Origin of the sequence: Streptomyces sp. NPDC004629 (genome assembly GCF_042873595.1) — a bacterium.
Lineage (GTDB): Bacteria > Actinomycetota > Actinomycetes > Streptomycetales > Streptomycetaceae > Streptomyces.
In genome coordinates, this window is sequence record NZ_JBIALO010000048.1 from 1 (window position 1) to 21,565 (window position 21,565).

Annotated in this window: 20 protein-coding genes and 1 pseudogene; 10 read left to right on the forward strand and 11 right to left on the reverse strand. The window is 72.9% G+C overall.

Going from position 1 to position 21,565, the window contains the following annotated elements:
* A pseudogene (locus ACFYTE_RS39490) lies at positions 1-189 on the forward strand (xylose isomerase); the annotation flags it as partial.
* A 93-nt stretch (positions 190-282) separates the two neighbouring features.
* Here the strand turns inward: ACFYTE_RS39490 and ACFYTE_RS39495 are convergent.
* The 3 genes from ACFYTE_RS39495 to ACFYTE_RS39505 form a co-directional block, all read right to left on the reverse strand.
* Positions 283-1,629 carry an esterase-like activity of phytase family protein gene (locus ACFYTE_RS39495; RefSeq protein WP_388721630.1) on the reverse strand — a complete coding sequence of 449 codons (1,347 nt, stop codon included), beginning with the start codon at positions 1,627-1,629 and terminating at the stop codon, positions 283-285.
* Positions 1,630-1,864: 235 nt separating this feature from the next.
* Positions 1,865-3,163: an SWF or SNF family helicase gene (locus tag ACFYTE_RS39500; RefSeq protein WP_388721632.1), complete on the reverse strand. Its 1,299-nt coding sequence runs from the start codon at positions 3,161-3,163 to the stop codon at positions 1,865-1,867.
* Positions 3,160-6,024, reverse strand: coding sequence for a DEAD/DEAH box helicase (locus ACFYTE_RS39505; protein WP_388721634.1), 2,865 nt, complete (start codon positions 6,022-6,024; stop codon positions 3,160-3,162). Before ACFYTE_RS39505 ends, ACFYTE_RS39500 begins: the two co-directional genes overlap by 4 nt.
* A gap of 258 nt (positions 6,025-6,282) precedes the next feature.
* Here ACFYTE_RS39505 and ACFYTE_RS39510 point away from each other — a divergent pair, with 258 nt between their 5' ends.
* A complete protein-coding gene (locus ACFYTE_RS39510; RefSeq protein ID WP_067052638.1) occupies positions 6,283-6,465 on the forward strand; it encodes a hypothetical protein in 183 nt (60 codons plus the stop codon).
* A 223-nt stretch (positions 6,466-6,688) separates the two neighbouring features.
* Here ACFYTE_RS39510 and ACFYTE_RS39515 read toward each other — a convergent pair whose 3' ends face one another.
* The 3 genes from ACFYTE_RS39515 to ACFYTE_RS39525 form a co-directional block, all read right to left on the reverse strand.
* Positions 6,689-7,531 carry a hypothetical protein gene (locus ACFYTE_RS39515; RefSeq protein ID WP_388721636.1) on the reverse strand — a complete coding sequence of 281 codons (843 nt, stop codon included), beginning with the start codon at positions 7,529-7,531 and terminating at the stop codon, positions 6,689-6,691.
* A 140-nt stretch (positions 7,532-7,671) separates the two neighbouring features.
* Positions 7,672-7,968: a hypothetical protein gene (locus ACFYTE_RS39520; RefSeq protein ID WP_388721638.1), complete on the reverse strand. Its 297-nt coding sequence runs from the start codon at positions 7,966-7,968 to the stop codon at positions 7,672-7,674.
* 154 nt (positions 7,969-8,122) lie between these two features.
* Positions 8,123-8,722: a class I SAM-dependent methyltransferase gene (locus ACFYTE_RS39525; RefSeq protein ID WP_388721640.1), complete on the reverse strand. Its 600-nt coding sequence runs from the start codon at positions 8,720-8,722 to the stop codon at positions 8,123-8,125.
* Between the two features lie 151 nt (positions 8,723-8,873).
* Between ACFYTE_RS39525 and ACFYTE_RS39530 the strand changes: the two genes are divergently transcribed.
* From ACFYTE_RS39530 to ACFYTE_RS39550, 5 genes are all read left to right on the forward strand, one after another.
* Complete coding sequence (locus ACFYTE_RS39530) at positions 8,874-9,650, forward strand: MHYT domain-containing protein (protein WP_388721642.1); 777 nt, start codon at positions 8,874-8,876, stop codon at positions 9,648-9,650.
* Positions 9,651-9,698: 48 nt separating this feature from the next.
* Entirely contained in the window at positions 9,699-12,317 is a 2,619-nt protein-coding gene (locus ACFYTE_RS39535; protein ID WP_388721644.1) for a nitrate- and nitrite sensing domain-containing protein, read from the forward strand.
* The gene (locus ACFYTE_RS39540; protein ID WP_388721645.1) at positions 12,314-12,751 is read left to right on the forward strand and encodes a roadblock/LC7 domain-containing protein; all 438 of its coding nucleotides are present in this window, start codon (positions 12,314-12,316) and stop codon (positions 12,749-12,751) included. Before ACFYTE_RS39535 ends, ACFYTE_RS39540 begins: the two co-directional genes overlap by 4 nt.
* 35 nt (positions 12,752-12,786) lie before the next feature.
* On the forward strand, positions 12,787-13,197 hold the full coding sequence (locus ACFYTE_RS39545) for a DUF742 domain-containing protein (protein WP_388721647.1): 411 nt from the start codon (positions 12,787-12,789) through the stop codon (positions 13,195-13,197).
* Positions 13,198-13,366: 169 nt separating this feature from the next.
* Positions 13,367-13,969: an ATP/GTP-binding protein gene (locus ACFYTE_RS39550; RefSeq protein WP_388721649.1), complete on the forward strand. Its 603-nt coding sequence runs from the start codon at positions 13,367-13,369 to the stop codon at positions 13,967-13,969.
* A 38-nt stretch (positions 13,970-14,007) separates the two neighbouring features.
* Here ACFYTE_RS39550 and ACFYTE_RS39555 read toward each other — a convergent pair whose 3' ends face one another.
* Entirely contained in the window at positions 14,008-14,436 is a 429-nt protein-coding gene (locus ACFYTE_RS39555; protein ID WP_388721651.1) for a PPOX class F420-dependent oxidoreductase, read from the reverse strand.
* Positions 14,437-14,528: 92 nt separating this feature from the next.
* On the opposite strand from ACFYTE_RS39555, the gene ACFYTE_RS39560 reads away from it, so the two are divergent.
* Positions 14,529-14,942 (forward strand): roadblock/LC7 domain-containing protein, encoded by a 414-nt coding sequence (locus ACFYTE_RS39560; protein WP_388721653.1) that lies wholly within the window; start codon positions 14,529-14,531, stop codon positions 14,940-14,942.
* A 127-nt stretch (positions 14,943-15,069) separates the two neighbouring features.
* Positions 15,070-16,011 (forward strand): DUF6397 family protein, encoded by a 942-nt coding sequence (locus ACFYTE_RS39565; RefSeq protein WP_388721655.1) that lies wholly within the window; start codon positions 15,070-15,072, stop codon positions 16,009-16,011.
* A gap of 18 nt (positions 16,012-16,029) precedes the next feature.
* On the opposite strand, the gene ACFYTE_RS39570 is transcribed toward ACFYTE_RS39565, so the two are convergent.
* The gene (locus tag ACFYTE_RS39570; protein WP_388721657.1) at positions 16,030-16,896 is read right to left on the reverse strand and encodes an acyl-CoA thioesterase; all 867 of its coding nucleotides are present in this window, start codon (positions 16,894-16,896) and stop codon (positions 16,030-16,032) included.
* 19 nt (positions 16,897-16,915) lie between these two features.
* Positions 16,916-19,429 carry a DUF3516 domain-containing protein gene (locus ACFYTE_RS39575; protein WP_388721659.1) on the reverse strand — a complete coding sequence of 838 codons (2,514 nt, stop codon included), beginning with the start codon at positions 19,427-19,429 and terminating at the stop codon, positions 16,916-16,918.
* A 145-nt stretch (positions 19,430-19,574) separates the two neighbouring features.
* Between ACFYTE_RS39575 and ACFYTE_RS39580 the strand changes: the two genes are divergently transcribed.
* Positions 19,575-20,369, forward strand: coding sequence for a metal-dependent hydrolase (locus ACFYTE_RS39580; RefSeq protein WP_388721661.1), 795 nt, complete (start codon positions 19,575-19,577; stop codon positions 20,367-20,369).
* A gap of 143 nt (positions 20,370-20,512) precedes the next feature.
* Here the strand turns inward: ACFYTE_RS39580 and ACFYTE_RS39585 are convergent, their stop codons facing one another.
* Together ACFYTE_RS39585 and ACFYTE_RS39590 are read right to left on the reverse strand one after the other, a co-directional pair.
* The gene (locus ACFYTE_RS39585; protein ID WP_388721663.1) at positions 20,513-20,788 is read right to left on the reverse strand and encodes a type B 50S ribosomal protein L31; all 276 of its coding nucleotides are present in this window, start codon (positions 20,786-20,788) and stop codon (positions 20,513-20,515) included.
* Positions 20,789-20,833: 45 nt separating this feature from the next.
* Complete coding sequence (locus ACFYTE_RS39590) at positions 20,834-21,304, reverse strand: DUF5709 domain-containing protein (RefSeq protein ID WP_388721665.1); 471 nt, start codon at positions 21,302-21,304, stop codon at positions 20,834-20,836.
* Positions 21,305-21,565: the final 261 nt, after the last annotated feature.

A 21,565-nucleotide genomic window follows, 5' to 3' on the forward strand; every position in this document is an offset into this window, starting at 1 on the left:
CAGGACGCCCTCAAGGCCGCCCGCCTCGACCAGCTCGCCCTGCCCACCGCCGCCGACGGCCTGAACGCCCTCCTCGAAGACCGCACCGCCTACGAAGACTTCGACACCGAGACCGCCGCCGCCCGCGGCATGGCCTTCGAACACCTCGACCAACTCGCCATGGACCACCTCCTCGGCGTCCGGGGCTGAACGCACACGCGCGTGGGGCGGCGCATCCCCTGCCGCCCCACGCGCGCGTGCCGATGACCGGCCGCTACCGCCGGCTTCCCCCCGTGCGGGACCTCAGATGCCGTGGGGCAGCCGGACGTAGGTCACGGTCGTCTCGATGCCGCTGTCGACGAGCCGGCCCTGCGCGTCGAAGGCGCCCGAGCCGTCCGTCATCCCGAAGTCGTTGTCGTTGATGAGGGCGAGCGTGTCGTGGTCCACGCGCGCGATGCCCTCGATCTTGCCCGGCACCCCGCTCACCGCGCCGAGGTCGACCACGAGCCGCTTGCGGAGCACCGGCACGCCCGCGGCGGCCGGGTCGTCCAGCTGCTCAAGCGAGGGCGACGTCGTGTCGTCGTCCCAGGCGCCACCGAGGATGTCGGCCTTGCGGCTCAGCTTCACCACCTGGAGGCGGGCCGCCTTGTCGGTGCGCTCCTCGACCAGCAGCCGGTCACCGCCGAGCGCCACCACCGAGGAGATCTTCAACTCGGACGTGTCCTCCTCGCTCGGGTCGACCATGGCGACCGGGTCGAACCGGTAGGCGTACTCGGCGGTGACCGCGTGCTTCTTCGGCGAGAAGCGCAGCAGCCGGGTCGTGCGCGAGGCGTTCCCGGCGTCCGTGTCCGGCAGCGAGAGCGGGCTCTGCACGGCCATCACGAGGTCGCCGCCGGGCAGCAGGGCCAGCCCCTCGAAACCGCGGTTCACCTTGCGGTGCAGCAGCACGGACGGCAGCGCCTCCACCACCGGGTAGTCGGCACCGGCCAGGTTCAGCCCCTCGGGCACGTACCGGGTGAGCACCCTGCCGCGCGCCGACACGTGGACCAGCGACGGCCCGTACTCGTCGACCAGCCAGAACGTCCCGTCCGCGGCCCGCACGATGCCCTCGGTGTCCAGGCCGTTCGGGTTGTACGCCAGTGGCGTCGTGGCGTCGTAACCGTACGGAGCCTCGTCGCGCGACTTCTGGTTGGACAGCCCGGTGACGGCCTTTCCGGAGGACGTGGTCAGGGGGATCGCGTCGATCACCTTGACGCTGTTTGCGGACACCCGGATCTTCACGATCGCCGGGTCGAAGCCCGGTACGGGGAACGTGCGGCGCTTTTGGCCGTCCACCTTGATCTGGCCGTTCGGTCCGCGGTCGGTCACCGTCCAGAACTCGTTCTTGCGGCCGGTGGGGTAGATGTCGCTGCCGATGCCGCCGAGGTCCACACCCCGGTCGTCGGCGACGCTTCGGGGCAGCAGGGCGTTGCTGAACGTGCCCAGCGGGATGTCCGCGAGTGTCGCCGTGCGCACGACATGGGCCTTCGCGGCCCCGGACGGCGTCGCCGCGGCCGTGCCGGCCGCCACGAGTGCGGCTGCCAGGGCCAGCGGAAGGCCCGTGACGACGGAACGGTGGGCTCGGCGCCGACCGGTGGTGTGCGAGGACATCGGGCCTCCAGGAGTCAAGTTCTTCGGCAATGGCCAGATTTGGGTCCCGGAAGGAAATCGGTGCTACCGCCGGGTGAACGCCGGGCGTCGCCCACTCGTCCAGTCGGCGGGACATCGGGTCGGGCCGACGTGCCGTCAGCGGGACCCCGGTCCGGGGCGCTCCCGTAAGGGGGACCATGGTCCGGGGCGCTCCCGTCAGCGGGGCCCGGGGTGCGGCCGATGCGCCGTCAGACCTTCAGTCCCGCACGGGCTTGGGACCGTCGGGGGCCACGGACCGCTCTTCCTCAAGGGCGAGCCGCGCTGCCGCGAGGGCCGTCGCCGGATCCCGCGCGGCGTGTCCCGCGGGGATCCAGTGGCCGCGCAGCAGGTAGGGCCACCAGCGGCCGTCCCGCCCCAGCCGCACCTGCACGCCCGCACCTTGGGCGGTCCACCGGTTGCCGGCCCGCGTCAGCGCCGGCCGGTCGTCCTTGTCCCAGGCGGCGTCCAGCGCGGCACGCGCGCGTGCCAGGGTGCCGCCCTCCACCTGCCACTCCTCGTCGAGCACGGCCAGCGCCTCGGCACCGCCGTGGCGCCAGGCCCGCACCGCCGTCGCCAGCCCTTGCGTGTCGCGGCCCGATCCGTTTGCCAGCCGGTGCGCGAGGGCGCCAGCGGGGGCGCCCCCGGCGAGCCGCACGGCGTCCTGGCCCACCGTCAGCTCCGCTTCGGGTCCCGCCTGTCCCGGCTCGCCATGGAGCGCCCCGGTGAGCAGCCGATACGCCTCCTCGGCGGTGCGCGCGGCCAGGTGGGCGAGGGCCTGCGGGTCGATCCCGGGCGCGGGTGCCGCCTCGGCGTCGAGGGACGGCGGCCGGCCCGGCTCGTCCGGAAGCCGGGGCGGGGCGGGCAGGGGCGGCAGGATGTCGCCGGCCGCCCAAGCCTCCGCGGCGTCCACGCCGTCCGGTTCGGCGGCCGGACCCTCGGGCACCGCGGTACGTGCCTGCAGGGCGTCCAGCAGGGCGCGCCTGCCCCGTCCCCGCAACAGCAGCAGCACGAAGGGATCCTCGTCCAGCAGCCGCGCCACCTGGTGGCACAGTGCCGCCGTGTGCCCGCAGTGGTCCCAGGCGCCGCAGTCGCACTCCGGCTCCAGGTCGCCGAGGCCCGGCAGCAGTTCGATCCCCGCGACCGCCGCGTCCTCCACCAGATGGGGCGGCATCTCGCGGTCGAGCAGCGCCGCCACGTGCCCGGCCCGCTCGACGACCAGGTCGAGCAGCCGGTCCCACTGTTCGTCCGACAGCTTCGGCAGCAGCACGTCGGCCCGGTGCGCGGCGCGTCCGGGGTCCCGGACGACGGCCGTGACCCGGCCGGGCCGCACCGAGACCGCACCCACCGCTCCCGAGCGCGCGAGCCTGCGCCCCGCCTTCACCTGAGCCCCGTCCAGCGCGGTGTCCTCCAGGGCCCGCAGCCACGCCCGGCCCCACCACGTCTGTGCGAAGCCCCGCCCGTGCGCGGGCGGCAGAGCGGGGAACGTGCGCTCCACATCCTCGTCGTACCGGGTCATCGCGCCTCCCCGCGCAGCTCCACCAGGTCGGCCAGTTCCGTGTCCGTCAGTTCCGTGAGTGCCGCCTCGCCGGAGCCGAGCACGGCGTCGGCGAGGTCCCGTTTGCGGTTCAGCAGCTCCGCGATGCGGTCCTCGACGGTTCCCTCGGCGATCAGCCGGTGCACCTGCACGGGCCGACTCTGGCCGATGCGGTACGCGCGGTCGGTGGCCTGTGCCTCCACCGCGGGGTTCCACCAGCGGTCGTAGTGCACGACATGCTCGGCCCTGGTCAGGTTCAGGCCCGTGCCTGCCGCCTTCAACGAGAGCAGGAAAACGGGCACTTCGCCGTCCTGGAAGCGCTGCACCAGCGCCTCGCGCTCGGGCACGGGCGTGCCGCCGTGCAGCAACTGCGCCGGCACACCACGGGCCGCCAGATGCCGTTCCAGGAGGCGCGCCATCCGCACGTACTGGGTGAAGACGAGCACGCCCGCCCCCTCGGAGAGGATCGTGTCGAGGAGTTCGTCCAGCGACTCCAGCTTCCCCGACCGTCCGGCGATCCGGGCGGTGTCCTCCTTGAGGAACTGCGCCGGGTGATTGCAGATCTGCTTCAGCCCCGTCAGCAGCTTCACGACCAGCCCCCGGCGCGCCATCCCGTCGGCCGCGGAGATCGCCTCCAGCGTCTCCCTGACCAGGGCTTCGTACAGGCCCGCCTGTTCCCCGGTCAGCGGTACCGGGTGATCGGTCTCGGTCTTCGGCGGCAGCTCGGGTGCGATGCCCGGATCCGACTTGCGGCGCCGCAGCAGGAACGGTCGCACCAGCCGGGCGAGGCGCTGCGCGGCGGCGGGGTCCCGGCCGCCCTCGACGGCCTGTGCGTACCGGGCGCGGAAAGTGCTGTGGCGCCCCAGCAGCCCGGGTGTCGTCCAGTCGAGGATCGCCCACAGCTCCGACAGGTTGTTCTCCACCGGGGTGCCGGTGAGCGCCACGCGTGCGCGTGCCCCGACGGAGCGCAGCGCCCGCGCCGTCGCCGAGTACGGGTTCTTCACGTGCTGTGCCTCGTCGGCGACGACCATGCCCCAGGGGACCTCGCCGAGCCGTTTTGCGTGCGGGCGGAGCGTGCCGTACGTCGTGAGGACGAACTCGCCGTCGGCGGGCGCCTCCAGACTCCGCCGCGGGCCGTGGAAGCGGCGCACCGGTGTGCCGGGCGCGAATCTCTCGATCTCCCGCTGCCAGTTGCCCAGCAGGGACGCCGGACAGACCACGAGTGTGGGGCCGGCCGCGGCGGGGTCGGTCTGGCGGTGCAGATGCAGGGCGATCAGTGTGACGGTCTTGCCGAGGCCCATGTCGTCCGCCAGGCAGCAGCCGAGTCCGAGGGACGTCATCCGGGCCAGCCAGGTGAAACCCCGCAGTTGGTAGTCCCGCAGCGTGGCGGCGAGTGCCGGGGGCGGACCGACCGGCTCCTGCCCCTCCGGGTCCGCGAGCCGCTCCCGCAGCTGTGCCGGCCACCCCGTGGGCCGCACGTCGACGCGGCGTCCGTCGACCTCCGTCGAGCCGGTCAGCACGGCGCCCAGCGCCTCGACGGGGGTGACCTCGCGGTCCTGCCGCGCACGGACGCGACGGGCCTGTTGCGGATCGATCAGCACCCACTGGTCGCGCAGCCGCACCAGAGGACGCCCGGCCTCGGCCAGCCGGTCCAGTTCCGCACGGGACAGTTCCCGGCCGTCCAACGCGAACGACCAGGTGAACGCGAGCCGGGCGTCGGCCGACAGGAACGACGGCAGCTGTGCCCCCGTCGAGCCCGGTGTGCTCCCGTCGGCCGGCGGGCCGATGTCCACCCGGGCGGACAGCTCGCGCGACAGGTCCTTGGGCCAGTGCACCTCGACGCCCGCCGCGGACAGGGCACGGGCGCCCGCTCCGAGGAGTTCGGTGATCTCGTCGTCGGCGAGTTCGACGCGGTCCGGCACGGCCGCCGAGAGCAGGGCCGCGAGCGGCGGCCAGGCACGGGCCGCGCGGCGCAGGGCCAGCAGGGTGTCCAGCCGCGCGCGGGGGCCGAAGGCCGGCCCCGAAGGACCGGAGCCGGACCACACCTCGGCTGCGTCGGCGACGGTCGCCGGGCCGGCGACGGTGTGCACCTGGAGGACGGCACCGAACCGCGGCAGGGCGTCGTCGTGCAACACGTCGTCGAGGCCCGGCACCTCGATCCGCAGCGAGAGCCGTACGCCGGCGTCGTGCCCCGCGGCGACGTCGTCGGCCCAGGCCCGCTGCCCGGGCAGATGTCGCGGCTGCGCCGCCGCGTACGCCGGGCCGCCCGTGACCAGCGGCGCGGCGGGGGAGCGGGGGAGCGTGTCGGCGACCGCGTCCAGGAAGTCGCGCAGCAGCCGCTCCGGGGCGGGCAGCCGAGGCGGCTCGGCGCCGCCCACCGGGACGGCGTGGGCCTCCGGCGGCATGGAGGCGGCCAGTTCGCGGACGAGTTCCGTCTCCCGGGCGGTCAGGGGGCCGACCCGCCAGGCGTCGTGATCGCTCGGGGAGAGCCCGGGCAGCAGCAGGCCCCGGGCCAGGAAGTGCAGGGCCAGCACACCCGCCGAGCCCCAGAACGCGGTGGCCCGGTGGGCGAGCGGGTCGACACGCGCGCGTGTGAGCACCGGGAGGGCGGCGCGCACCGGAAGCAGCACCGCGGGCAGGCGCACCCGTTCCACCCCGTGCTCGCCGGGCACCGCCACGACCAGGTCGGCGACGGTTCCTGTGCCCGGAAGGGCGGGAAGGGTGCCGTCGGGCTGCCAGAAGGCGAAGCGGCCGGCACGCGCGGGGTCGGCCGGGACGAACACGGCGGGGCAGCGGGCCAGTTCGGACGGCTCGGAGGGTGGCGCCGCGGTGATGCTGTGCACAGCTCTGCCCGACTCCTCAAATTTGACTACCGAGGGCAAGGCCGCCGAGGTTACCCCACGTCCGTGTTCGACTCCGAACGGCTAGGCTGTGAGCTGAGTCACTTCACCTGGTGTTCGATGTGCGGCAGGGATGTCCGGCCCCGGGGTGCTTCAGGGTCGCGTATCAGGGACGTCTCAGGGTCGCGGTCCGGAACCGTGGGAAGCACGGGCCCGTTTTCACAGCAGAGAGCGGCAGTGGCCGCGAAGGAGGCGACGCACATGTCGAAGAACGCGAAGATCGCCGCAGGGGGTGTGGCGGTCGGGCTCATCCTGCTGATATGGCTGCCCTGGTGGGTGGCGTTTCTGATCGTGGTGGGCGTTCCCGCCGCCGCGTATCTCGCGCTGGACCCCTCGCAGCGGCGCAGGCTGCGCCGGGTGACCCGCAAGGAACTCGGCCGCTGAGGCGCCGCCTCCGCGGCGCGTCGGGCTTCGCGCGCAAGCAGGCCGCGTCGCCGTCCGAGGACCGGCCGACGGCACGGTCCGGGGCGGCGCCGGCCTCGCCCGGCACGGCCGGGTGCCGGCCCCGGGCCACCGGTTCGGCTCCGTCGCGGGCCCAGCGTGTTGCTTCCCGGCCGCCGCGGCCCGGCCGCCGTCCCGCCGGCGCCGCACGGCTGCTGCCGCCGGCTCAACTGGGGCGCACGGCCAGCTTGTCGAGTGCCTCCAGGAGTCCGGGCAGTTCCGGGCCGCGGCCCACCGGCAGCACTTCGCCGGGCTCTTCGTCCAGCAGCACGAACGCGATGTCGTCGGTGCGGGCCACCATCGACCAGCCGGGCCCGTCGGCGCGCAGGGTCCGGGCGTCGCCAGGGGCGAACGACGAGCGGACCCGGCCGAGCGGTGGCGGCGTGTCCACGTAGGCGTGGGCCTCGGCCAGGACCCGCCGGATGCCGCGGTGGCCCTCGGCCGGCCGACCCGTGCCCTCCAGGGCCGCCTCCGCGGCCTTGTCCGGCCCCGCGGTGGGCCTGGAGAAGTCGGCGTCGTCGATCTGTTCCCGCCACACCGCCCACTGCAGCGCGATCTCGTCGGCGCCCAGCCGCCGCTGGGCCGGGCCCCAGATGCCGGTGTCCGGCGGGGCCAGCGGCGGGCCGTCCGCCACGTCGGGTGCGGGATCGTGCGGCGCCGGCACGCCCGGTGCGGCGACGGCGACCGCGAGCGGCCAGCCCGGCAGGGCCGCGACCACCGTGCGCTCGTCCGGCGACAGGTCGTACTCCATGCCGCAGTCCCAGGACGCGATCGCGACGGCGACCAGCGAGACGTCGTCGATGGCGACCGTCCAGCGGGCGCCCTCGCCGTCCTGGCCGAGCACCAGGCCGTACCCGTCGGCCAGCGGCGCGAGTCCGAGCGCCGCACAGGCCTCCGGGTAGTCGTCGCCCAGCACGCTCGGAAACTGCGCCGGTGTCAGCAGTACTGCCGTGAGCACGTACAGCGCATCGTCCGCGGCGGCGACGACCTCCTCGTCCGTCCCGGCCATTCCAGCCTCCCCAGTGGTTCGTCCAACGGCGCGCACCCTAGTGCCGGCGGAAGCCGGTTGTCACGACCCTCCTTCCCACCCAGAGCTGCAGCTTTCCGCCTGTACGCGGGCGAAACGGCCGTGCGCCCCCCACCGGGCGCTCAGGCTGCCGGCAGCCCCAGGAGGTCACGGGCCACCGCGCGCGGCGACGCGCCCCGCTCCTGGGCCAGCGCGACGACGGCCCGGCAGGCGAGTTCGCTCACGCCGAACGACAGCGCCTCCGGGGACACCCAGGCCGCCGCCTCGTCGATCCCGTCCTGGTCGTCCTCCGCGCGGGCCGACACATACGCGGCCGCGGCTTCGAACAAGTTGTGAGAGCGGCGTTCACGAGGTCCGGCGCTCCGCGCGCTTGAGGAACCGCGGAATCCGGCGACGTACGTGCGGATCCTGTCGAGCATGCGGACCACCTTCCCTTGTGCCGTCTCATCGGGGGCCGTTCAGCTGTTCCCGTCAACGTAGGGTCGCGAGCGCGGTGGCAGAAGGGGGCGGCCCGGTGGCGGAGGAGCACGCCTCCGCGGTCCGGGCCAGCTCGGGGCGTGCGTGGCGCCGCGCTCAGCCCTCCCGGACGGCCAGGGCGAGGAAGCGGGCGTCCTCGTCGACGTACGACGTCATGCGCCACCCCGAACCGGCCAGCAGCGGCCGGAGGTTGGCTTCGGCGCGCAGGTCGTCCGGGGTGATCCGGCGCCCCTGGCGGGCCGCCAGCGCCGCGCGGCCGATCGGATGGAACAGGGCCAGTGTGCCGCCCGGCCGCACCACCCGTGCCAGCTCCCGCAGCCCCTCGGCGGGGTCGGGGAGATGCGCGATCAGACCCGCCGCGAACGCGGCATCGAAGACCCCCGACCGCAGCGGCAGCGCGGTCACGTCGGCGAGCAGCAGCCGCCCGTCCGCATTCCGGCCCGCGCGTACCGCCTCGGCGAGCATCGCCGGGGTCAGGTCGACGCCCACGACCAGTCCCGAGGGGCCCACGGCGGCGCGCAGCGGCGGCAGGGCGCGGCCGGTGCCGCAGCCCGCGTCGAGCACTCGGTCGCCGGGCCGCAGCCCGAGATCGGCGACGGCGTCCGCGTAGGCGGGGCCGTCGTCCGGGAACTTCTTGTCCCAGCCGGCCGCGCGGGCGGTGAAGAACTCCTGCACACGTGCGTGGTCTTCGCTCATGCCCGGCATGATCCCGCAGGGCGCGAAGGATGTCTCAGTGCGCATGTTCGAGCCTGACGCGATCGTTCCATTCCATCTCTGTGTCATATTCCATCAGCTTTCGAAACGCGCCCCCATTGTGCGCCCCTGCCCCGGCTAGCGTCCCGGGGCCATGGGACACCTTGACCACGCCGCCTTCGGCTGGCTGACCCCCGTGCTGTCGTACACGATGGCCTGCATCGGATCCGCGCTCGGGCTGCGCTGCACCGTCCGCGCGCTCGCCGCCACCGGCCCCTCGCGCCGCAACTGGCTGATCACCGCGGCCACCGCGATCGGCACCGGCATCTGGACCATGCACTTCGTGGCCATGCTCGGCTTCCGCGTCAGCGGCACCGACATCCGCTACGACGTGCCGCTGACCGTCCTCAGCCTCCTCGTCGCCATGCTCGTGGTCTGCGCCGGGGTGTTCGCCGTCGGCTACGGCCGCGACCGCGCCCGGGCCCTCGCCCTCGGCGGTCTCACCACCGGAGTCGGCGTCGCCAGCATGCACTACCTGGGCATGGCGGCGATGCGCCTGCACGGCGGCGTCGACTACGACCCGGTCCTCGTCGCGCTCTCGGTGCTGATCGCCGTGATCGCGGCCACCGTGGCCCTGTGGGCGGGGCTGAACATCAAGTCGCCCGTCGCGGTCACCGTCGCCTCGCTCGTCATGGGGGCGGCCGTCAGCAGCATGCACTACACGGGCATGTTCGCGGTGAGCGTCCACGTCACCCCGTCCGACGCGGTCCTGCCCGGGGCCACGGCGATGCAGTTCATCTTCCCCCTCGCCGTCGGCCTCGGGTCCTATCTGTTCCTCACCTCGGCCTTCGTCGCGCTCTCGCCCACGGCAGGGGAGCGCGAGGCGTCCGCCTCGGCCCAGCGGCCCGTCGAGGGCGCCGTCGTCCGCTAACCGGACCTTCCACGAGCGCGCCCCGAACCACCACCGAACGAGGAGCCCATGCGCACACCCCGGAGAACCCCAGAGGGTGGCACCACGGCGCCGGCCCCACCGCCCGTCCGCGGTCGCCGCGCGCATGCCGGACCACCCGCCGACGAAGGCGCCAACGAGCCGGTGGGTACCGTGCCGGAGCCCGCGCCCAGGCGCGCCGGACGTTGGCGGACACGGCCGCGAACCGTGCGGGCCAAGGTCGTCTGCCTCCTCATGGTCCCCGTCGTCTCCCTGCTCGCGCTGTGGGCCTACGCCACCGTCAGCACCGCGCAGGACGTCTCCCGGCTGCGCAAGTCGCAGCACGTCGACGCCGAGTTGCGGGCCCCGGTCGCGGCAGCCGTGGCCGCCCTGCAGACCGAGCGCGCGGCGGCGGTCCGCTACGCCACCGACCCGCCGGCCGGGCAGGGCGGCGGCCTCAAGGCACTCGGCGCGCGAACGGACCGGGCCGTGGCCGCACTCCGGCTCGGCGACGACCACACCGTCGCCGACAGCGGAGAACTGCCCGCCGACGTCGCACGGCGCCTCGCGGACTTCGTCACCGGAGCCGAGCGCCTGCGCACGCTGCGGACGGCGGTGCTCGACGGCCGCGTCGACTGGGACGAGGCGTACGGGCGGTACACCACGACCATCGCCACGGCCTTCGGTGTGGGCGGAGCCCTCGCCGGCATTCAGAGCGACGACGTCGGCGCCGACGCGCGCGTGCTGCTCGAATTCGCCCGCGCGGGCGAGGGCCTGGCGCAGGAGGACGCGCTGCTCACCGGCGCGCGTCAGGCCGGACGGCTCGACGGCGAGCGGCTGCGGCTGTTCGCCGCGGCGGTCGGCACCCGCCGCGCATTCGCCGAGACGGCCGTCGCGGACCTGCCGGGCGCCCAGCACACCGCCTGGCTCGGCCTCGCCGACAGCGGTGCCTACCGGGCCGTCACAGCCGTCGAGGACAGGGCCCTGGCGAGCCGCCCGGGCGCCCGGACGGCAGACGTGGCCCCCGACACCTGGGAAGCCGCGCACGCGCGCGTGCGGGACGGCATGCGGTCGATCGAGGCGGAGACGGGCCGGGCCGTCGCGGGCCGCGCCGACCCGTTCGCGCGCGGTGTGCTCACCCCGGCCGGTGCGGCCGTCCTCTTCGGCCTGCTGGCGGTCGCCGCCTCGCTCGTGATCTCCGTACGCATCGGACGGGGAATCGTCGTGGAACTGGTGAGCCTGCGCAATGACGCCCTGGAGATCGCCCGCCGCAAACTCCCCGAGGCCATGCGCAGGCTGCGCGCCGGGGAAGAGATCGACATCCAGGCCGAGGCGCCACCCGGTCCGCCCGCGCAGGACGAGACCGGACAGGTCGCCGAGGCCCTGGCCACCGTGCACCGGGCCGCCCTGAGCGCCGCCGTGGAGCGCGCCGAACTCGCCAGCGGCATCTCCGGCGTGTTCGTCAACCTCGCCCGCCGCAGCCAGATCCTGGTGCACCGCCAGTTGAGCCTGCTGGACAGCATGGAGCGCCGGTCAGAGGACCCGAACGAACTGAGCGACCTCTTCCAGCTCGACCACCTCACCACCCGTATGCGACGCCACGCGGAGAGCCTGATCATCCTCTCCGGAGCCGCGCCCGGACGCGCCTGGCGGATGCCGGTGTCCCTCACGAACGTGGTGCGGGCGGCCGTCTCCGAGATCGAGGACTACGCGCGCGTGGAAGTGCGCAGGCTCCCCGAGACCTCGGTCGTCGGCGCGGCCGTCGCCGACCTGACCCATCTGCTCGCCGAACTGGTCGAGAACGCCGCACAGTTCTCCCCGCCGCACACGCGCGTGCGCATCACCGGCGAGCCCGTCGGCAACGGCTACGCCGTCGAGATCGAGGACCGCGGCCTGGGCATGGGCAAGGACACCCTCGACGAGGCGAACCGGCGCATCGAGCAGTCCGAGGCGCTCGACCTGTTCGACAGCGACCGGCTCGGCCTCTTCGTCGTCAGCAGGCTCGCGGCGCGCCAGGGCGTCAAAGTCCATCTGCGTCCTTCTCCCTACGGCGGCACCACCGCGGTGGTCCTGCTCCCGACCGGCCTCCTGCACAGCGGCCCGGCAGACGGTGCCGCCGGCTTCACCGCACAGCCGTGGCAACCGGCGGAACACGCGTACGCGCGCGTGCCCGGTGCCGCGCCGCCTCAGGCATCCGTCGCCGCCGCGGTGGACCGGCCCGCTCTCGTCGCCACCGACCGGGCGGAGCCCGCACCGGCGCCCGGAAACTCGCCTTTCGGAGTCAGACCGGCGCCCGAAGACGCGCCCTCCGGGGCCGGTCCGGCACGCGAAAACGCGCCTCCCGGAGCCGGTCCGGCCACCGACCTCACGCGCCCCGGAGTCACGGCCCTGCGACTGCACCGCACGACGGAAGCCTCCGGGCCCGCCGAAGACCTCCCGCGCCGGGTGCGGCAGGCGAGCCTCGTCCCGCAACTGCGCGGGCAGCGGCCCGAGGAACCGGCCGGGACGTCCGGGTCCGCCGACGACGACCGGCGCACCCCCGAACTCGTACGGGACCGCATGGCCGCCTACCGCGCCGGATGGGCGCGTGGCGGCGGCCGGCCACCCGGCCGCGGCGCCGGGCCGGGCCGAGGAGCGGTCCGAGACAGCAGCGAAGGAGACCCAGCATGATCCAGGACCCCAACACCGGGGCCGTCCGTCGCTCCGGCGAACTCGACTGGCTGCTGGACGACCTGGTGGCACGCGTGGGCGAGGTACGGCACGCCGTGGTGCTCTCGAACGACGGCCTCGCCATCGGCGCCTCGACCGGCCTGGCCCGGGAGGACGCCGAGCACCTGGCCGCCGTGGCGTCGGGCTTCAACAGCCTCGCCAAGGGCGCGGGCCGGCACTTCGGTGCGGGCGGGGTGCGCCAGACCATGGTGGAGATGGACGACGCGTTCCTGTTCGTCGCCGCGGCCGGAGACGGCTCGTGCCTCGCCGTCCTCACCGCCGTGACCGCGGACATCGGACTGATCGCCTACGAGATGGCACGGCTCGTCAGGCGGGTCGGCGAGCACCTCTACACGCCGCCGCGCGCCACCGCCCGGCCGCCGGCCGCCGGATGAGCGGGAAAGACGAGCCGGAAAGGCGAACGGCACAGATGAGTGACGACACGACGGGCGCCGCGCCCGAGCCGGGCAGTCAGTGGTACGACGGCGAGGCCGGTCCCCTGGTCCGCCCGTACGCCATGACCGGCGGCCGCACCAAGCCCGGCCCGACCGGAGTGCGGTTCGACCTGATCGCCCTCGTCACACTCGACCCCGGCGCGTCCGCGGCGGACGACGACACACTCGGCCCCGAACACCGGGCACTCATCGACCTGTGCCGCACGGAGACGCAGTCGGTCGCCGAACTCGCCGCGGGCACCGACCTTCCCGTGGCGGTGGTGCGGGTGCTGCTCGGCGACCTTCTGGAGCTGGGCCGGGTCTCGGTCAGCCGCCCGGTGCCGCCGGCCCAACTGCCCGACGAACGGATTCTGCGCGAGGTCATCGCCGGATTGCGAGCACTGTAGATGAAGCGGGACGGCGAGCAGCGCGGATGAAGACGCGGAACGAACCGGGCGTGAGCCGACCACGACGCTCGCCATCATGTCAAAGCCCCCGGAACGGAGTTGTGGTCGTCATGATGCGCACCAGGCACACGGACGTCGATCGCGGTCGGCGCTCCGGAAGGAAGTGATCATGGTCTCCGAGCACTCCACCACGGTCGACGACGAGGCCGCGCTGGCGCTGAAGATACTCGTCGCCGGCGGATTCGGCGTCGGCAAGACGACGCTGGTCGGCGCGGTCAGCGAGATCCGGCCGCTGCGCACCGAGGAACTGCTGAGCGAAGCCGGTCAGTGGGTGGACGACACCGACGGCGTGGATCGCAAGGTCACCACGACCGTCGCCATGGACTTCGGACGCATCACCATCCGTTCCGGCCTCTCCCTCTACCTCTTCGGCACACCGGGCCAGGACCGCTTCTGGTTCCTGTGGGACGAACTGGCGCAGGGCGCCCTCGGTGCCGTGGTCCTCGCGGACACCCGGCGGCTGGCCGACTGCTTCCCCGCTGTCGACTACTTCGAGCACCGGCGCATTCCGTTCGTCGTGGCCGTCAACTGCTTCACCGGGGCCCGCGGTCACGCCGCCGAGGACGTGTCCCGCGCCCTCGACCTCGACTCGGGCACGCCCGTGGTCCTGTGTGACGCCCGAGACCGGGACTCCGGCAAGGAGGTGCTGATCCGCCTGGTCGAGTACGCCGGGCGGATGCACACCGCCCGGCTCCTCGACTCCACGGGCTGAAGAGCCGCCGGGCGGAAAGCCACCGGGTTGAAGGGCCGTCAGGCCGCCAAGTCCCGGACCGCCACCACCTTGTCCACGGCCATGCGGACCAGCAGTTCGCCGGGAACCCCGTTGCGGGCACCGAACTCCTCCGCCCGGTCCTCACCCATGTACCTGGCCCCGATCCTGGTCGCCCACTGCCGGACCTCGCCCAGATCCTCCGACAGCCGGGCCCGTCCGCTCAGCACGACGAAGTGGAACGGCGGCCGGTCGTCGTCCACGCACAGGGCGACCCGCCCGTCACGGGCCAGGTTGCGCCCCTTCACCGTCTCCTTCCCGGTGTTGAAGACCACCTCGTCCCCGTCCAGCACGAACCAGACCGGGGCCACGTGCGGGCTCCCGTCGGCGCGTACGGTCGACAGCTTGCCGGTGCGGGTCCCGTACGAGACGAACGCCCGCCATTCCTCATCGGTCATCTTCTCTGCCATGCCCCCATCCTCCTTGCCGGGACGACGGCCGTGGGGAAGGCTGGCTGAGGGATCCTCCGGCCAGGGGGAGACATCACACGGGGAGACCGAGCATGGCGCAGAACCAGGGACTCGGCTGGTTGCTCGACGACCTGACCGAGCGCGTGGAGCACGTACGACATGCACTGGTCCTGTCGAACGACGGGCTGGTGACGGGGGCGAGCACGGGGCTGCGCCGCGAGGACGCGGAACACCTCGCGGCGATAGCCTCCGGGCTGCACAGCCTCGCCAAGGGGTCGGGACGCCACTTCGGCGCGGGCAACGTGCGCCAGACCATGATCGAATACGACGACGCGGTGCTCTTCGTCACCGCCGCGGGCTCCGGCAGCTGCCTGTGCGTGCTCAGCGGCGCCGAGGTGGACATCGGCCAGATCGCCTACGAGATGACCCTGCTCGTCAACCGGGTCGGCGAACACCTCGGCGTGGACGCCCGACAGCCCGAGCGCGATCCGACCTCAGAGCACTGACCTGCACGTTTGTTGTGCACCGTGGAGTTATCCACAGGCTCGCCACGGCATCCGTCCGAACGGCTAACGTCGTGGGTCACGGCGCACGCACCCAGCGTGAGCACTGACTCCACGGGGGAGTACCACCATGCCGGTCGGCACTGTCGCACCAACTCACCACCTCACCCTTGCCCCGAGCCGCGCCGCACGCGAACTGGGCCTCAAACGCGGCGAGTTCCAGCTCGCCGCGCATCTCGGACGCATCCGGACCGTGCCGGACCCGGGCGGCGCAGGCCGACGCGTCCCACGAGCGGAGATCGACCGGCTGCGCGCGACCGAGGGCTTCCCCGAGGCGCTTCGCCAGAGCGTCGCGACCGTGGGTACCACGGCGGGCGCGGCCCTCGTCGATGTGCCGGCCGGTCGGTTCACCCGTCTCGCACGCCTGGGCCTGATGACGCCCGTGACCTTCTATGTCAACCGCTATCGTGCGGTGGTCTGGCACTATCTGGCCGACGAACTACGGGAGTTCGCGGCCGACGGCAAGAGCGCCGCGCTGCTGACCGGCCGGATGCCCGAGGGGCTGCGCGACCAGCTCGCGGCGGGCCTGGATCTGCGTGCCCGCAACTGGCGCGGACGCCATCTGGGGTTCCTGCTGCGGCAGGCCGACGATCCATGGGAGCGCGCCGGGGCCGTGGCCGCCTTCCTCGACCCCGCCCACCTCGTGGACCTCGTCCCGGACCCCTACGAGCGCTCCCATCTGCACCGCTTCCGCCCGGGGCCGCCCGCCCACGGCACGCCGGAATCGCCCGCCGCACACCTCGCGGAGAAGATCATGACGGCGGAACACCCCGACGAGATCGGTTGGCTGAGGAACGACCTGGCGCGCGCGGTGGACGAGGCACGCGCCCACCGGCCCGCACCCCGACCCGCGGCCCCGCCCGTCCGGCACCCGCCGCGTCCCATCTCGCCGACGGCCCGCAGCAGGGCCGTCACTCCCCGCTGCGACCCACCCGTGGCCGGGGCGGCCGAGCGGCCCCGCGGACTGCTGGGCCGGCTGCGCGGCAGAGGACCCCGGCCCGCGCGGGCGTGAGGGCGTCGCCCGCCGCGCCTACAGGGCCCTGAACAGACCCTCCTGGACGACCGACACGAGCAGTCGCCCCTCCAGGTCGTAGATGCGGCCGCGGGCGAGCCCTCGGCCGCCGGTCGCGATCGGCGACTCCTGGTCGTACAGGAACCACTCGTCCGCGCGGAAGGGACGGTGGAACCACATGGCGTGGTCGAGGGAGGCCAGGTCGAAGGCGCGCGGACCCCACAGCGGTTCGACGGGAATGCGGACCGCGTCGAGCAGGGTCATGTCGCTGGCGTAGGTGAGCGCGCAGGTGTGCACCAGCGGATCGTCGCCCAGCGGGCCCACCGCGCGCATCCACACCGCGCTGCGCGGCTCCGCGTCCTTGATCTCCTCGGCGTTCCAGCGCAGCCGCTCCACATAACGGATGTCGAAGGGCTGACGGCGGGCCATCCGCTCCAACCGATCCGGCAGGGCACCGAGATGCTCGCGGATCTCCTCGGCGACCGTCGGCAGCTCCTTCGGATCCGGCACCTCACGGGCCGGCGGCAGCTGATGCTCGAACGGTCCTTCCTCAGGCTTGTGAAAGGAAGCGGTCAGATTGAAGATGGTGCGCCCCTCTTGCACCGCGGTGACCCGCCGGGTGGTGAACGACCGGCCGTCCCGGACGCGCTCCACCTGGTACACGATCGGCACGCCCGGCCTGCCGGGGCGAAGGAAGTACGCGTGCAGCGAGTGCACCGGTCGGTCACCGTCCGTGGTACGCCCGGCGGCGACCAGTGCCTGGCCGGCGACCTGGCCGCCGAAGACCCGCTGCAAGGACTCCTGCGGGCTGCGGCCACGGAATATGTTGACCTCGATCTGCTGCAGGTCGAGCAGGTCGACGAGCCTTTCGGCCGGGTTCGTCATGGGCGGGACTCTCCAGAGTTCACAGCTGGCCGACGGCGGTGACACGGACGACCGCGCGGCCCTCGGCGTCGGAGGCGGCGAGATCGACTTCCGCGCTGATGCCCCAGTCGTGATCGCCGTTCGGGTCGTCGAAGATCTGACGGACGCGCCACAGACCGTTGTTCGGCTCCTCCTGGATGACGAGCAGCTTGGGGCCACGCGCGTCGGGGCCGGTGCCCAGGTCCTCGTACTCGTCCCAGTACTTGTCCATCGCCTCGCCCCAGGCCTCGGCGTCCCAGCCGGCCTCCGCGTCCATCTCGCCCAGCTCGTCCACCTGGTCGAGGGCGGCGAGTTCCACGCGGCGGAACATCGCGTTGCGGACCAGGACCCGGAAGGCGCGCGCGTTGTTGGTGACCGGCTTGACCTCGTCGGCCTTCTCCTGGGCCTCCTCGGCGGTCATCTCCGCCGGGTTGGCCAGCTGCTCCCACTCGTCCAGCAGGCTGGAGTCGACCTGGCGGACCATCTCGCCGAGCCAGGCGATCAGATCCTCCAGGTCCTCCGACTTCAGATCGTCCGGGACGGTGTGGTCCAGGGCCTTGTAGGCGCCCGCCAGGTAGCGCAGCACGATGCCCTCGGTGCGCGCCAGTTCGTAGAAGGACACCAACTCCGTGAAGGACATCGCCCGTTCGTACATGTCACGGACGACCGACTTCGGCGACAGGGGATGGTCGCCGACCCACGGATGGCTCTTGCGGTAGGTGTTGTACGCGTGGAAGAGCAGCTCTTCCAGGGGCTTGGGGTACGTGACGTCCTGGAGGCGCTCCATGCGCTCCTCGTACTCGACGCCGTCCGCCTTCATCGCTGCGACCGCCTCGCCGCGCGCCTTGTTCTGCTGCGCGACCAGGATCTGCCGCGGATCGTCCAGTGTGGACTCCACGACGGACACCATGTCCAGCGCGTACGACGGCGACTCGGGGTCCAGCAGCTCGAACGCGGCGAGGGCGAACGTGGACAGCGGCTGGTTGAGCGCGAAGTCCTGCTGGAGATCGACGGTGAGCCGGACGATGCGGCCCTCGGCGTCCGGTTTGTCGAGTTTCTCGACGATGCCGCCGTCCAGCAGCGAGCGGTAGATGGCGATCGCCCGCCTGATGTGCCGCAACTGCTGCTTGCGTGGCTCGTGGTTGTCCTCCAGCAGATGACGCATCGCCTCGAACGCGTTGCCGGGCCGGGCGATCACCGACAGCAGCATCGTGTGCGTCACCCGGAAGCGGGAGGTCAGCGGTTCCGGCTCGGAGGCGATGAGCTTCTCGAAGGTGTTGTCCGTCCAGCCGACGAAACCCTCCGGCGCCTTCTTGCGGACCACCTTGCGGCGCTTCTTCGGATCGTCGCCCGCCTTGGCGAGGGCCTTCTCGTTCTCGATGACGTGCTCCGGCGCCTGAGCCACGACCAGACCGGCGGTGTCAAAGCCGGCCCGCCCGGCCCGGCCCGCGATCTGGTGGAACTCACGGGCACGCAGGGTGCGGACCCGACTGCCGTCGTACTTCGTCAGCGCCGTGAACAGCACCGTCCGGATGGGCACATTGACGCCCACGCCGAGGGTGTCCGTGCCGCAGATGACCTTCAGCAGACCGGCCTGGGCGAGCTTTTCCACCAGCCGCCGGTACTTGGGCAGCATGCCGGCGTGGTGCACGCCGATGCCGTGGCGGACGTAACGGGAGAGGTTACGGCCGAACTTGGTGGTGAAGCGGAAGTTGCCGATCAGCTCCGCGATCCGGTCCTTCTCCTCGCGCGAGCACATGTTGATGCTCATCAGCGCCTGCGCCCGCTCCACGGCCTGCGCCTGCGTGAAGTGGACGATGTAGACCGGCGCCTGCCGTGTCTCCAGAAGTTCGGTGAGGGTCTCCGTGAGCGGGGTCAGCCGGTATTCGTAGGACAGGGGGACGGGACGGGTCGCCGAGCGGACCACGGAGGTGGGTCGGCCGGTGCGGCGGGTCAGGTCCTTCTCGAAGAAGGACACGTCGCCGAGCGTGGCCGACATCAGGACGAACTGCGCCTGGGGCAGTTCGAGCAGCGGGATCTGCCAGGCCCAGCCGCGATCGCCCTCCGCGTAGAAGTGGAACTCGTCCATGACGACCTGGCCGACGTCCGCGTTCCTGCCGTCACGCAGCGCGATGGACGCCAGCACCTCGGCGGTACAGCAGATCACGGGGGCATCGGCGTTGACGGAGGCATCGCCGGTCAGCATCCCGACGTTCTCGGTGCCGAAGAGCTTGCACAGCTCGAAGAACTTCTCCGACACGAGGGCCTTGATCGGGGCCGTGTAGAAGGTGACCTCGTCCCGGGCGAGCGCGGCGAAGTGCGCGCCCGCGGCGATCATGCTCTTTCCGGATCCGGTGGGCGTCGACACGATCACGTTGGCGCCGGAGACCACCTCGATCAGCGCCTCCTCCTGATGGGGGTAGAGCGTGAGACCGCGATCCTGCGCCCACGACTCGAAGGCTTCGTAGAGGGCGTCGGGGTCGGCGGTCGGCGGCAGCTGATCGATGAGGGTCACGCACCCATCTTGCCTGGCCTCCCGGCCGATGCGGGAATCGGCTGCGAGCACGAAGATCGCTACCGCTACGCTGAGTCGCCGACGGAGCGTCAACGCACCCGGTCAACTGGACAGCGGCGCAAGAGGAATGGGGCGGGCAACGGCCATGATGGGACCAGCACACTCACTGTCGGGGGCCGCGGCCTGGCTCGGCGTCGGGGCGGCCGCCGCCGCGGCCGGGCACACGATGCCCTGGCCGGTCCTCCTCGTGGGCGCCCTGATCTGTGCCGGTGCCGCGCTCGCTCCGGACCTCGATCACAAGGCGGCCACCATCTCACGCGCCTTCGGACCGCTGTCGCGCTGGCTGTGCGAGATCGTGGACAGGCTCTCCTACGCCGTCTACAAGGCCACCAGGATGAAGGGCGACCCGCGCCGCTCCGGCGGACACCGGACGCTGACGCACACCTGGCTGTGGGCCGTGCTGATCGGCGCGGGTACCTCGTTCCTGGCGATCACCGGCGGCCGTTGGGCGGTGCTGGCGATCCTGTTCGTGCACATGGTGCTGGCGATCGAGGGACTGCTGTGGCGGGCGGCCCGCGGGTCCAGCAGCGACGTCCTCGTGTGGCTGCTGGCCGCGACCACTGCGTGGATCCTCGCGGGCGTCCTGAACGAACCGGGCAACGGCGCCGACTGGCTGTTCACCGAGCCCGGCCAGGAGTACCTGTGGCTGGGGCTGCCCATCGTGCTGGGGGCGCTGGTGCACGACATCGGGGACGCGCTGACCGTCTCCGGATGCCCGATACTGTGGCCGATCCCGGTGGGCCGCAAGCGCTGGTACCCCCTGGGGCCGCCGAAGCCCCTGCGGTTCCGGGCGGGCAGCTGGGTGGAGCTGAAGGTGCTCATGCCGGTGTTCATGCTGCTCGGCGGGGCGGGCTGCGCGGCGGCGCTCAACGTGATCTGAGCGACGGCCCTGACCTGAGCGACGGCCGCGATCTGAGCGAGGACCGTGGGCCGGGTCATGGTCCCGGCGGGCCTCCCCGTGCCCTGACACAGTGGCCGGCGCGTCCGCCGGGGCCGTGGGCCGGCCGGTCCCGCGGCCGGGGATCAGGTCGCCGGGCCGCCGGTGGTGTCCCGGCCGGCTCCGCCGTACCGGCGCTCGAAGCGGGCCACCCGGCCCTCCGAGTCGACCGTGCGCGCCTTGCCCGTGTAGAAGGGGTGACTCTCCGAGGAGATCTCCACGTCCACCACCGGGTAGGTCTGCCCGTCGTCCCAGTCGATGGTCTGGTCGCTGGTGGCGGTGGACCGGGTCAGGAAGGCGTAGCCGGCGGAGCGGTCGCGGAAGACCACGGGGTGGTAGTCGGGCTGCTTGTCCTGCTGCATGGCGGCTCCTCGCACGGGGCGGTCGGCGGGTGGGGGAGGTCGGATTCAGGTGGGCAGGGAGTCCTCGTCCACGACGTGCACCGCGGCCTCCTCGGCCGAGGCGCCCGCGCCGTCGATACCCACGTCGGTGGCGACGAGGGCGCTCTCCTCGTCCTCGTGGGTTCCCTCGTCGGGCGCGACGAGACGACCGGAGCGAAGATCGCCGACCTCGTTGTCGAGCGGTTCGCCGTCGGAGCCCTGGCAGTCGCCGATGCCATCGCCGTCGGGCACGTCGAGATCGGGCAGTTCCTCGGCGAGGCGCTGGTCCAGCGACTCGCCCCGGTGGCCCTCGGCCGCCGTCACACCGGTGTGCTCCACCGCCCAGGGCCGCTCCGGGGGCGACCAGCCCCGGTCGAGAGGATCTTCGACACCGTCGTTGACCAGCGTGTCTTCCGCGTCGAGCAGCCCCGAGTCCTCCTGGATCTCGGATCCGTCCGGCTGGTAGACGTCGTCCCCCCATCCGTCGGAGCTGTTCACGGGTACCTCCAGGTGGTGGGCGTGGCCCCGTCCCACCGCGGTCGGCGGCGGTCCGCCGGCCCGCGGGGCACAGGTCTCACCCGGCTCGAACCCGATGGTTCCCGGGCATCCCCCGAACCGGTGCCGTTCTCCAGACTTCCACTCCGCTTCGGGACCGCGCAACGCCACGGCCCCAGCCCCGCGGACCTGTGCGGCGACCGGCCCCCCGCCATCCGGCTCGGCGCCGGGACGCCGCGGCCGGCCGCCGAACCCGACGGCCGC